Origin of the sequence: Scopulibacillus darangshiensis, assembly GCF_004341035.1 — a bacterium.
Classification (GTDB): domain Bacteria; phylum Bacillota; class Bacilli; order Bacillales; family Sporolactobacillaceae; genus Scopulibacillus; species Scopulibacillus darangshiensis.
In genome coordinates this window covers 1-11,624 of the sequence record NZ_SLXK01000022.1, presented here as the reverse complement: position 1 = coordinate 11,624, position 11,624 = coordinate 1, and the positions used below count along the sequence as shown (strand labels likewise).

Below are 11,624 nucleotides of genomic sequence, written 5' to 3'. Positions count from 1 at the left end.
ATTTGGCTTAATAAGGAGGATGATTTATGGGGATTATTTGGACAATTATTATTGTTTATATGGCTGCCATGATTGGAATTGGTTTATATGCAAAAACTAAGATCAAAGATAGCAATGATTATCATCTCGCTGGCCGTCGCTTAGGTCCAATAATGCTAGCGGGGACACTGGCAGCCACTGAGATTGGAGGCGGTAGCTCAGTCGGCGTTGCGTCTAAAGCATACGGAGATTGGGGCCTTTCCGCTGGCTGGTATGTTGTAGCGGCTGGAGTTGGTATTTTGCTAGTAGCCTTTGTTGCTCCGTATATGCGTAAAGCAATGGCTACAACAGTGCCAGAAATAATTGGAAGGAGATATGGTAAAGGCAGTTATGCCATTTCTAGTTTCTTATCTTTCATAGCATCTATTGCTCTAGCTGCTGTCCAAATTACTGCAACCGCCTCCATTGTTCATATTTTAACGGGCTTTGATTTAACTTGGGCTATTTTAATAGTTGGTTTGGGCGTTGTATTTTACACCTATCTGGGCGGAATGTGGAGTGTCACCCTTACTGACTTTGTTCAATTTTTTATCATCGTTATTGGCTTTGCTATTGCGGTCCCGTTTGCCTTCCACAATGCGGGAGGAGTTGATACTGTATTTTCGAATATTCCTAAAGAACAGTTGGGCTTCACAAAGATTGGATGGGGGACCATTATTGGGTTGACATTAATGTATTTTATGACCTTTTCAACAGGACAGGAAGCGGTACAGCGTTATTATTCTGCTAAGAATCAGAAGGTGGCTGTTGCAGGTTCCCTATTATGCGGCATCCTTATGACATTATATGCATTCATCCCTGCTGTTTTAGGTTTAATTGCTTTATCAGTGTTCCCCGCTATAAACGCAAATGATGCCTTAGCTACTGTTTCTGTCAAACTATTACCACCACTTATTTCCGGTATTCTTCTTTCCGGAGTTATTTCAGCTACATTGTCCAGTGCTTCAGGAAATTTACTTGCTGTTGCAAGTGTCTATGTCAAAGATATTCATAGTACAGTTTTAAAGAGGCCGGTTAATCCTGATAAAGAGCTTAAATTAAGTAAATTAATAGTTGTGTTATCTGGTATATTGGCAATCGGAATTTCATTATTTAGTCAACAAATTATTCCATTACTTGTTTTTGCGTTTACGCTTCGTTCGACTGGCCCATTTGCTGCTTATCTACTGGGGCTGCTATGGGATAAGGTTACGCCAAAAGCGGGTTTGTACTCTATTGTTTTCGGAACGATCGTGGGGCTTGGATGGCAATTAGCTAAAGAACCATTCGGAATCATGGCAGTAATTGCCGGATGTATTGCCAGTCTTGTAACCTTCGTAATAGTTAATAGAATAGAGTTAAATAGAGGAGTCCCCACTGCTCCTTCGGCATACAACTCGGAAGATCAATTTAATGTCTGATTTGTTAATGACTTTCAAAGTATAAGGCCACCCGAAGTAAACCTATTGAGCCGGACTATATCCGGCTTAGTGGGTTTTTTTAATACTGTTGAGTTTTCAAGTGAATATTGGTGTTGAGGTGATTGTGGTTGTTGTTTCCGCCTTTGCAGGTTGTGGCTACCCGAATTATGAGGGCAATGCCGTTGTCACAATTGTCCTAGCTGGGGGTTATATTTTTGATGAAATTGTATTGCCTGACACTAAGAACTCTGTTACCAAGGTCATATTAAAAAACACTTTTCAACAAACCAAAAGGTCGGAATTTCCATCCTATTCGCCGTGTTTACCGAAATGGGCGAATACTTGACATGGGTATTGACACGCTTGGGATTGTGATGGCTATTGGTTTCTTGCATCGGCGTGATGTTGGGAAAGGGAAGAAGAGGAAAGGCTTTAGTTCCTCTCATTCCTCATGTGGGGATAAGCTTCCCGTTTGGCATCGTCCAGAAGTTCACTAGGATTATCCAAATCGAGACCGGCGGCAAGTTTGAAAAGGGTTTTCAGAGTGATGTTCTTCTTGCCTCGCTCAAGCTCGCTTAAATATTTATCATCCACGTTTGAGCGGTCTGCAAGTCTTTCTATTGTTAAGTTCTTCATTAATCGCCTTGCCCTAATCGTTTTTCCAATAGCTTGTCTTAATCGTTGCTCTCCTGTGTCCAAAGTCCTGCTCCTTTTTAGCAACATTATCCATTTTCTGAAAGGAACTGAACACAGTCTACAGACCATAAAGAGGTATATATTTACATATTGCGAAAATTTATTTTTTGCGTACTGATCTAAGGGCGAAAGACTAGGATTTATAGAAGTATTATCTTAGACGATTTTAGTCATTGATCAAACAGCGTTAGTGGTGTAATTAAGCGGATTAACACCATCAAATGTTATGACTATCCTTGCACAGGAAAATAGGGCAATCTTTTTATGCCATATTCACAAAATTCTATATTAATTTCAAGAAACAAGAAAAAATAGGAAAAAAGTATGTTGTTGTAATTGTAATTAATACGTAATATTTGTAATATGGAATGGAAATGTGAAGATAATAGGGGAGATTTGACGAAATGGCTAAAAAGTTTTTAACCAGTCTATTAAGCCTTGCCTTTTTGACATTCGTTATGTTTAATAATATCAATACAGCTGATGCTGCAGGGGACAAAGATTGTAAAGATTTTTCTGGTGACCACAAGGCAGTTATGGAATATTGGTATTCACATCATTATACTGCTGAAAATGATCCTGAGAGACTTGATGGCTGGGGAAACAAAGTAGACGATGGCATTCCTTGTGAAGTGTCAAAAGATGAGTATAATGCATTCCTAGCATCTAAAAAGGCTGATAAGTCTGATAAGGATGATAAAGCATCAACTTCCGACGACAAGGCAACAACTTCAAAAGACAACACATCAGATAAAACTGCAGCAAACACAAGCGATGATAAAAGTAACACAGATAGCTCAAGCACTTCCTCCGATAACGATGAAGGAGGCAGTCTGCCTAATACAGCTACTCATTATCCGACCATGATTCTGGTTGGTGCGATAATTGCATTCTTAGGTGCTTTATTATTTTTCCGAAAAAGGGCTGTGAATTAAAAAAAGAGTAGCTTTTCCATTCCATGATAGGCAGGTTATAGACATAGCCTGCCTATTAACTTTGGGGGAGAAATCTATGACAAAAGTTAAATTTATAGGATTACTGTTACTTATAATAGGGATCGCAGTCGTTTTAATAAGTGGTTATAATTGGTGGGAGCAAAGACAGGCGATCCAGTCCATGAGCCATGACGAATTAAATCACTATTTAAAGTATGATAGAACGGTTAAAAAGAGATTAACTGAGGTACCAGGAGAAAGCCACGCGGAACATTTAACAAAAGGCGAGAAAATAGGGATATTAAAAGTTCCTTCAATTAAGCAGAAATATCCCGTCTATTGGGGAACAGGACCTGACACATTAAAACAGGGCGTGGGTATGCATGATAGCCAATGGACGGTTACTCCGGATAAAACCGGGCATATATTATTGGCCGGTCACAGAGATACCGTTTTTACTGAGATGGGAGATTCAAGGATTGGTGATCTTATTTATTTGGACTACAAAGGCCGGGAATACGTCTATCAAATCCAAAAAATATTTATCACAAAGGCCGATGATAAAACCGTAGTTGTAAAAAAAGATAAACCTTCATTAACGATCTCGACCTGTTATCCTTTTAAATTTGTCGGTGATGCGCCATATCGGTATATTATTCAGTCAGGGCTGGTGAAGGTGGGTTAAGTTGAATTAAACTAAAGGTTCTGAACAATGGGTTACTATATCTCCCCTTTTTCAAATCTGTTAAAAGTTTTAATAAATAGGTAAAAATTCACTATATCAATAGTCATAGGTCAGATAAAATAAAATTATGACTATTCAATAAACTCTGTAGAGAAAGGGGATGTAAAGTGAAAGGGATTTTTGCTTTGCTGGTTTTATTTTTAGTGTTCTTTTCATTTCAGGAAATGGCAGAGGGGCATCCGGGCAGGTTAGACAGCAATGGGGGACATAATTGCTCTGAAAAGTCGAAGGCGAAGGGACTGTGTACGGGATACCATTACCACAAAGGCGGAGGGGAGTCATCGTCCGACGGCAATTCTACGCCAAGTTCGCCATCATCTTCAACAACATCAACACCATCATCGTCACAACAATCATCAGATAAAGACTGCTCTGATTTCTCAAGTTATGACGCAGTGGTCGAATACTGGAACGCCAAAGGTTATTCGAAAACAAACGATCCGGAAAGGCTGGACGGTTGGGGCAATAGTGTTGACGATGGTATTCCGTGTGAAGCACCTGATGGTTATGACACGTCAAAAATTAATGGAAGCCCAGAACAAATCGCACAACAAAATGCGGACCGGGACAAGGAAAATGGTGAGAACGCGGGTTACGCTGCAGGCAAAAGAGACGGTTATAAACAAAATGAAAAGAATCCGGTGATATCAAAGGGTTCAGCGGCTTATAAAGAGGGCTATGAAACGGGCTACGACAAAGGTTATGAAGAAGGAAGCGAAAAGATAGGTTCTGAGAAAGATAAGGCTGAAAAAGACGGGTATGCGTTAGGCAGAAAACAAGACAAAAAGGAAATTCCGGCAAAGTATAAAGGAAATGAGCCATTGGAATCGGCGTTTGCTGCCGGATTTGAAAGGGCTATAAAAGAAAAGGATGAGAAAAAGAAAGATAGCCTCTTTGCTCTCGGCTATAAAGCGGGACAAAATGATAAAACCCAAGTCACGGATGACTTAAAGGGAAGTTACCTTGAGGCTTATAATAAGGGTTTCGAGAAAGGTCAGACGGAATTAAAAAAGATTTATTATGATAAAGGGTATAACGCCGCCTTTAAAAGGCTTGAATATAAGAAGCCTAATCTGCCGAAGGATAAATACATTAAATGGTATAAAGAAGGCTTTGATTCAAATACCGGGGTTGATAAAATTGGGCAGCCCGCTTATGACATGGGAGCAAGCGGAGAAACCCTTCACGTCCCTAAGAAATACATAGCGTCTAAAGTGATTTACAAACACTATTATAAGTTAGGCGCTAAAGAATATGAATCGGAACAGCAAAAAGAAAATGTACAAACCTCGCTGGGGATTGTTGTTGTTATAGCCAGCTGGCTGGCGCGCCGGCTCTATGTCGCAAGAAAAATGGTTTCGTAGGGAGGAAGGCAATTGGGCGTTTATAGAAAAGTGTGTTATAAGGTTGAGGACGCGTTCGTCAAAGTCCTGGCAAGAAAACAAGATCCGGAAGAGGTTCGGGAAAAGGTAGCAACCTACAGACTGAAGAAGGAAGAAGAAAAGGCAGCCAAAAAGAATTTGGCCAAAGAACGTGCTGCTGAACAAGCGAGGCAGCGAGAGATAAAGAAAGAAAGGCAACACAATGACGTTTTAGCGCTTCTTTCAAAGGTTGTAGCTGTCGAAAGCCTGGATTACACAAAGTACGAGTATGATGAGGTAAAGGCAAACAAACCATTTTTCCGGAACCTTATTAATAAGGTTTTTGAAGAAGACGAACAAGGGATAACCTTCTTAAACTGTGAATTTGATAAGTCCAGCAAAAAGGAAATCAAAGGCTATCTCATTGTAACAAATAAAAGAGTGTGGTTTACGAATAAGGATTTGGACTTTCAGCAAAAATTCCGATACCAGACGATTAAAGCCGTCAATTGGGAAAAGGATGGGCTGTTAGAAAGGGAACTGAAGATCCAATATGGCGTGAAAAAATTAGAGTTCGATGAAATTTATGATGCTGATCAAATGGTCCGTGTCGGGGAATTTATTGTTCAAAAAAGCGGGTTATAAAAGAGGCAATAATTTTTAAGGAAACTATAACTCTGTTGCGTTAGCGTCAACCGAAAGACTTTTTGATTTATGGACTGGCAGTATCGTTAACTTTGTAAATTTGAAAGCGGTATGCCATTTATCTAAGTTGGCCTTTATGGCGTAGCTAAGGTAGCTTGCGCGGAACAACCCAGTCAGAATTAAATGAGTGTCCCGCGCGCTATCTGCTCATCTAGAAGCTGCATATTTCCTTTAACACTCTTGGATATGTCACACAGTGTGTCGATCGCTTTCGCTTCATGATGTGAAAGCTGACTAACGATATCACTGAAGAGCAATGCCATCTCTTCCAGAATAGATAAAGCTGCCTGGTTGTACAAATAGACATTGTGGTAGTTTGATATTTGAAAGGCGGCATTATCAAAGTATGGTTTGAAATTAGCGAGCAAAGTGGGGTAGTCGGTGATTAAGCTGCCGACGGCATTTCTAATCCCTTCAACATCAGCGGCAATTTCATCAAGCGGCTCTAAAGCCTTATTAACAACGCCTTTAATTTTGTCATCAAAGCTAGTAAATTTGCTTATCAGTGAGCCTACCAAATTACCATGAAAAGCGATCTTGGCTGCTCCTTTAATCGTTGCGGACAATATTTCCAGTCCGTTTTCGATCGTAAAAAGTGTGGTTTCCAATATGTTTAATAACGGAATTAATAACACGTGCGTGTCGTTTTTAAATCTCGAGAAGGAGAAGTCTACGAATAGCTGCTTTATTCGCATATGTTCCAGCATATAAGGAGACTCTTCGATCTTATAAATATTTGCTCGCTGGACGGTTTTAGTTTCTCCCGGAGAGGCATTCGTTTTAATGGCACCCGCTAGGCCTTCGTCACGGTCTTTAAACGCATCAGCTGTTTCTTTGACTTGGCCCTGAAATTCAGTTAATTGATGTAATACAGCATCCTTATTCTTGGCAATGATGTCATAGTGAGCTTTTAATTCGCCAACTATGGCATCTGTAAATTTTTCATTTTCAAATAAGGCAGGGACCTTTTCGTGGATGGTGTGTTTAATGGCGCCTGCAAAGTCATCAATATGATCTTTGAGATTGTAGAAATGCCCCTTTAATTCTCTAAAAATACTTTCAACACTAATGTCCGTTGATGTTAACTTTTCAATTAACTCAGCTGGCGGAGAATTCAGAATGGCATTTAGCGACTTACAGTGTCCTTCTGCAACATTAAGTAAAGAAATAAGTTTATCAACAGCCATCCTGAGCATGCTTTCCGACACCGCGATGCCATAGCCAAAAGAGCTTTCAATCGCTTCAGAGAAAGTCTCTTGAAGCGATGAGACACGATGTCTATATTGACTCTGTTCTTCATCGACGATTGCCACCGAATGGCCCAAATATTCCTGGACAAGCTTCAATCTGTCTGTCACATTGCCATGCAAGGCGATGGAAAGTGTATTCAGAGTTTCGTAGTTAATATCAATCCTGCCCGATCCGCCCCTGTATAGCGACTTGCCCGTCCAGATGCTCGTCACAATACTATCATCAGCAGCAATATAAATTCTCCCGAAGCCCGGCTCACCTTCAACTCCAATGGTGTAAAACTGCCCCTTTTCTCCAGTCTTACCTTCCCCTCGTATATACCCTGTGTGGTTTGTACCGAGTTTGCTAAACTTAGCAATCCCGTTGTTAATAATATAATGTTTACCCGGAATCCGTTCACCCAACCCCGCGGATTTCTCCGCCAATGTCAGGGGGTCATATTGGCTGAAGTAATTGGTAATGTTGTCATAAGATTTGTCCGGGTCGATCATATTATCAGGGAGCAGGGCAGGGTTAAGTGTGACGACCTTTACATCAGAATGCTCGATACCCACCGCGTTCGCCAGTCCGCCACCAAGGGAATTACCCGTGACGGAGGTAATTCTATGGCCGTTTTTTTCATACTTGTTTTTCATGTCATTGAAATATTTTTTAGCGGCTTTTATCTGTGCAGGGGGGACGTCGCTTAAAAGCTGTGCATCGGTAATTTTATCCTTATTATCAGCCGTTCCTACAAAGACAATGGATATATCATCAGTTGAGGTATTGACAACAGTCAAAGCATCTAACCCGCCCCGCCCGTTGTAATTTATATCAATTACACGATAATTATAGCCGTTAACAACAATCTTTTTATCCCTAGCCGGGGTTTTATACGCATGATAGCCCGCTAATTCAACTAAATCTTTATCATTATTAATAAGTTCTATATTATGCACAGGGTCAACCTTATCTTGGGGCATTGAGGGTAACCTCTCTTTCTATTTTTTAATAATATCGTTTGGATATGAATGCTCAAGGGTGTTGTCTTTTGTCCCATCTCCAGTTTTTCTATTTATGCGATTGTCATTTAGTAGAATGGAATAAGATCCGCGTGGTAATCCATCTTTATTTTCAATATCAGATACTAATTGATTTAATATTTTTTTATCGGGTTTAACACCCTTTTCCTTCATAAACATTTGTATTGTTATTAAAACTCCCTTGGGTTTGTAGGAAGTTCTATTAAATTGTCTTTTCCATTCTTTTTTACTGAGATTGGGGTTTTTTAAATAAGCTTCTAAAAGTTTGTTAAACACATCGCCATAGGTGGTAATATAATAATAGGAAGTACTATATCCCGTAGCACTCACATTTGCAATAGCCTCTTTTGACTTTCCTGTAACAGGGTATTTTTTCACGATACTGTCTAAATAATTATTCAGATTAACTATCTCTTTATCAAATATTAAGGCAAAAATACCGCCCATAATGGCATCCTCAACTTGCCCCTCTTGTGACCAAACCCCATCATACTTAACTTGCTTGGTTTCACGATCTATCGGAACAATGGCATATGTGTAAAAATGCGGTTCACCAACAGATTCCACAAACACCGTGGCACCGTCTTTATTGCCAACAATGTTATGAACCTCCACCTTTGTTTTATATTTATCTAGGAAAAAGTTTTTAACAGCCTTATCAATCTCATCCTTGTGAGCTTCAGCGATTTTGTCAGTTGCTTCACCATTTTTGAGCTCGTAACCCTGGCCCGTATAGTCCTGAACACTGATGTATTCATTATCGTTAGTCTTATTTTCAGAAGTATCGCCGTTGCCGTCTGCTTTATGCTTTGATCCATCCATGCCCCCGCACCCCCCTAATAGCAATGTTAATCCTATTCCAAGTACAATTACCTTTTTCTTATGTTTCATAGAGTGAAAACCTCCTAATCTAAGATGATCATTCGGATCCCAAAAAACTTTGCTCTTAATATGTATGTGTTATTGCGAGTATAAAAAGGATAAATTTACACTTATATCCACCCTTTATTATAAAGAAGTGTCAGGGCTTTGTGAACGTTAAATTGCCATTTTCGTTCGCATAGGGCAAAGGATGGTAAGAAGGGAGGGGCTGGGGTGGAAATGCTTAGGTCCTTGTGTCCATATCTAGAATTTATAGCATCTAACCAAATTCAGCTGGCAGGGAATTCAGAATGGCATTTAGCGACTTACAGTGTCCTTCAGCAATTGGCACCGGGTCTGTTGTTAGCGAATGAATATATTGTTCTTCAAGAATTATTGCCCGCCGCAAAATGGGTGAATGCTGTACCTATGCTCGATAATATACTAGCTATAAAAGACGATGCGGAAATAAAATATCTTCGGCATGCTGCTAGAATTGCGGATTTGGGTATGGAAGCGGCGATGAATATCTTAGAACCGGGCATTAAGGAAAATGAAGTAGCCGGAGAAGTAGAGAGAGCTATTCGTTACGGCGGCAGTGAATGGTCTTGGTCGAGCACGCAAGGGACTGAAGTGGGCTCGGGCTACCGTACCGAATATAAATCCGGTGTCACCCAACCTGCAACGGAAAAGCCAATTGATAATAAGCGGAGTATTGGGAACCATAGGAATCGGTGTATAAGGTCTACTATATTGTTAACCAATTAAAATTATTTACTGAATATTTGAAACCAATAGGGATTTCCCCCGTATATTTTATTGAAAAAAAGGAGGAATGACCATGTTCAATGCAAACCATTATGTTCCAATAGTAAGGTGGAAGAGAGGTGAGCAAAGTGCACTAGAAAAATTAACCGATTCAATCAAAGAATCTATGACTCCTGTGATCGAAATCCCCCCAATAGAATGGGACTTCGATAAGGAAATGCCTAAAAAGACGTTAGATGAACATTTAGGGGACATTAACAAACAAATCAAAAATTCTTGGAATAATTCAGGGCTTGTTTTTATCGATGCCTCCCAAGTCTGCCCAGAAGATGATGAAATAATGGAAGACGGGCAACATCCTCTCGAATATATCTTTAACTTGCTTGATTCCGATGGCATTTCGGCCGTTCCAGTTTTACAATATAATAACGGACCAAATTATTATGCTGCAATGAATTCGATTGTTTCAAAATACGAATCTGGATTTTGCCTTCGTTTATATGATAATGAGATAGAGGACATTGAAACCGTTATTGAAAAGATTTTTAACAAATTTGATTTACCGCCGCAAGAAATTGATATAATAGTTGATTACAAAGAATTAGATCCAAAGTATACCTCAAGATTATCCCGATTAGTCATAGGATCCCTCTTAACATTTCCGCAACTTGAATCTTGGAGAACATTAAGTTTCGTTGGTACAACAATTCCTGAAAGCTTATCCTTAATTAAAACAGGAACCGACGGCAGTATACCAAGATCAGAATGGCAATTATATAAATCCATCATACAATCTAAAATTTCTAGATATCCTTCTTTTGGAGATTATATTATCTCTAATCCAGAATATACCCAAATAAACCCTAGGTTTATGAAAATGGCAGCTAACATTAGGTATACTACTGAGAATGAATACCTTATATTCAGGGGGTATTCCGTTAACAGCTTTAAACATGGAAAATGGGGTCAAATGAGGGGTTTGTGTGAAAGGGTCGTTTCTCATCCTATATATTGTGGCAGGGATTATTCTTATGGTGATGATTATATATTTAACTGCGCCAATGGCCTTGAAAGAACAGGTAATGCCGAAACCTGGAGGAAAGTTGGTACAAATCATCATCTAACACTTGTGGTTAATGAGCTCGCCAACCTTCACGAACCTTCAACCAACGATTAACAGCTCCCTGTATTTCACTAAGGCTTATTGAATTGCAAATTTTGGCGTATAATTCTTCCCGAGGCTTGCTTAAAAGTCCTTTTTGTAAGCCTCTTTCTTTTAAAACTTCTAGTGCCTCATCCCTCCATAACAAATGACTTAATGAATAAGGATCTACATTATTGTTGGTTTTGCCTTTCCGGATTTCCCTAATTCTATAATCGCCTTGATAGTAGGTGACCAACCAGATACCCCACCATTTAGGTATCACTTCCCTAACTTCTTTCAAATGGTTCCGTTGTATCACAATAGTCATTTTATCAAATACCTTATTATAATCTTCCATTTGAGAAGGCAACCTGAGCAAGTTATCGCTTTCACTCTTAATTTCAAAACCATGCAAAATGCCATTAATAACTGCAACATCTATTCGTGATTGGCCGTGAAGGACGCCCATTTCATTAATTATTTTTGTTGAATTGTCATCTCGATATATATTATGAAGATCTTTTAATAACAAGTTCCTCAAATCCTGATCTTTTAATTTTCTCATGATATCACCCCCCGAAAGAGAAAATAATTTATTATAACCTAGATTATTCATAGAAAATCCTTAATAAGACGGAAAATGCTTATCCATCAAGCGATTTCACAATATCTGTTACGCATCAAATAAATGAAAAAA

General features: G+C 39.3%; 12 protein-coding genes. 8 read left to right on the top strand and 4 right to left on the bottom strand.

Going from position 1 to position 11,624, the window contains the following annotated elements:
• Positions 1-26 precede the first annotated feature (26 nt).
• Together EV207_RS14165 and EV207_RS14160 are read left to right on the top strand one after the other, a co-directional pair.
• The gene (locus EV207_RS14165) at positions 27-1,439 is read left to right on the top strand and encodes a sodium:solute symporter family protein (RefSeq protein WP_132746811.1); all 1,413 of its coding nucleotides are present in this window, start codon (positions 27-29) and stop codon (positions 1,437-1,439) included.
• 100 nt (positions 1,440-1,539) lie between these two features.
• Complete coding sequence (locus EV207_RS14160) at positions 1,540-1,785, top strand: hypothetical protein (protein ID WP_132746810.1); 246 nt, start codon at positions 1,540-1,542, stop codon at positions 1,783-1,785.
• Between the two features lie 86 nt (positions 1,786-1,871).
• Here EV207_RS14160 and EV207_RS14155 read toward each other — a convergent pair whose 3' ends face one another.
• A complete protein-coding gene (locus EV207_RS14155; protein ID WP_165886953.1) occupies positions 1,872-2,138 on the bottom strand; it encodes a helix-turn-helix domain-containing protein in 267 nt (88 codons plus the stop codon).
• Positions 2,139-2,539: 401 nt separating this feature from the next.
• Here EV207_RS14155 and EV207_RS14150 point away from each other — a divergent pair, with 401 nt between their 5' ends.
• The 4 genes from EV207_RS14150 (at position 2,540) to EV207_RS14135 (ending at position 5,821) form a co-directional block, all read left to right on the top strand.
• The gene (locus EV207_RS14150; RefSeq protein ID WP_132746808.1) at positions 2,540-3,070 is read left to right on the top strand and encodes an LPXTG cell wall anchor domain-containing protein; all 531 of its coding nucleotides are present in this window, start codon (positions 2,540-2,542) and stop codon (positions 3,068-3,070) included.
• A gap of 76 nt (positions 3,071-3,146) precedes the next feature.
• Entirely contained in the window at positions 3,147-3,755 is a 609-nt protein-coding gene (locus EV207_RS14145) for a class D sortase (protein WP_132746807.1), read from the top strand.
• Positions 3,756-3,922: 167 nt separating this feature from the next.
• Positions 3,923-5,179 (top strand): YHYH domain-containing protein, encoded by a 1,257-nt coding sequence (locus EV207_RS23490; RefSeq protein ID WP_243647084.1) that lies wholly within the window; start codon positions 3,923-3,925, stop codon positions 5,177-5,179.
• A 12-nt stretch (positions 5,180-5,191) separates the two neighbouring features.
• The gene (locus EV207_RS14135) at positions 5,192-5,821 is read left to right on the top strand and encodes a WH2 domain-containing protein (RefSeq protein ID WP_132746806.1); all 630 of its coding nucleotides are present in this window, start codon (positions 5,192-5,194) and stop codon (positions 5,819-5,821) included.
• A 179-nt stretch (positions 5,822-6,000) separates the two neighbouring features.
• Here EV207_RS14135 and EV207_RS14130 read toward each other — a convergent pair whose 3' ends face one another.
• Positions 6,001-8,094 (bottom strand): SA1320 family protein, encoded by a 2,094-nt coding sequence (locus EV207_RS14130; RefSeq protein WP_132746805.1) that lies wholly within the window; start codon positions 8,092-8,094, stop codon positions 6,001-6,003.
• Between the two features lie 18 nt (positions 8,095-8,112).
• A complete protein-coding gene (locus tag EV207_RS14125) occupies positions 8,113-9,045 on the bottom strand; it encodes a DUF1672 family protein (protein ID WP_132746804.1) in 933 nt (310 codons plus the stop codon).
• Positions 9,046-9,255: 210 nt separating this feature from the next.
• On the opposite strand from EV207_RS14125, the gene EV207_RS14120 reads away from it, so the two are divergent.
• A complete protein-coding gene (locus tag EV207_RS14120) occupies positions 9,256-9,783 on the top strand; it encodes a M24 family metallopeptidase (protein WP_243647089.1) in 528 nt (175 codons plus the stop codon).
• A gap of 73 nt (positions 9,784-9,856) precedes the next feature.
• Entirely contained in the window at positions 9,857-10,960 is a 1,104-nt protein-coding gene (locus EV207_RS14115; RefSeq protein ID WP_165886952.1) for a beta family protein, read from the top strand.
• On the opposite strand, the gene EV207_RS14110 is transcribed toward EV207_RS14115, so the two are convergent.
• Positions 10,917-11,492, bottom strand: coding sequence for a sce7726 family protein (locus tag EV207_RS14110; protein WP_132746801.1), 576 nt, complete (start codon positions 11,490-11,492; stop codon positions 10,917-10,919). The genes EV207_RS14115 and EV207_RS14110 overlap by 44 nt on opposite strands.
• Positions 11,493-11,624: the final 132 nt, after the last annotated feature.

What these genes read in the sequence shown, in the direction of transcription:
- EV207_RS14130 (WP_132746805.1), bottom strand. Translation starts at nt 8,094, where the DNA reads ATGCCCCAAGATAAGGTTGACCCTGTGCATAATATAGAACTTATTAAT.
- EV207_RS14110 (WP_132746801.1), bottom strand. Translation starts at nt 11,492, where the DNA reads ATGAGAAAATTAAAAGATCAGGATTTGAGGAACTTGTTATTAAAAGAT.
- EV207_RS14125 (WP_132746804.1), bottom strand. Translation starts at nt 9,045, where the DNA reads ATGAAACATAAGAAAAAGGTAATTGTACTTGGAATAGGATTAACATTG.
- EV207_RS14165 (WP_132746811.1), top strand. Translation starts at nt 27, where the DNA reads ATGGGGATTATTTGGACAATTATTATTGTTTATATGGCTGCCATGATT.
- EV207_RS14115 (WP_165886952.1), top strand. Translation starts at nt 9,857, where the DNA reads ATGTTCAATGCAAACCATTATGTTCCAATAGTAAGGTGGAAGAGAGGT.
- EV207_RS14145 (WP_132746807.1), top strand. Translation starts at nt 3,147, where the DNA reads ATGACAAAAGTTAAATTTATAGGATTACTGTTACTTATAATAGGGATC.
- EV207_RS14150 (WP_132746808.1), top strand. Translation starts at nt 2,540, where the DNA reads ATGGCTAAAAAGTTTTTAACCAGTCTATTAAGCCTTGCCTTTTTGACA.
- EV207_RS14120 (WP_243647089.1), top strand. Translation starts at nt 9,256, where the DNA reads ATGCTTAGGTCCTTGTGTCCATATCTAGAATTTATAGCATCTAACCAA.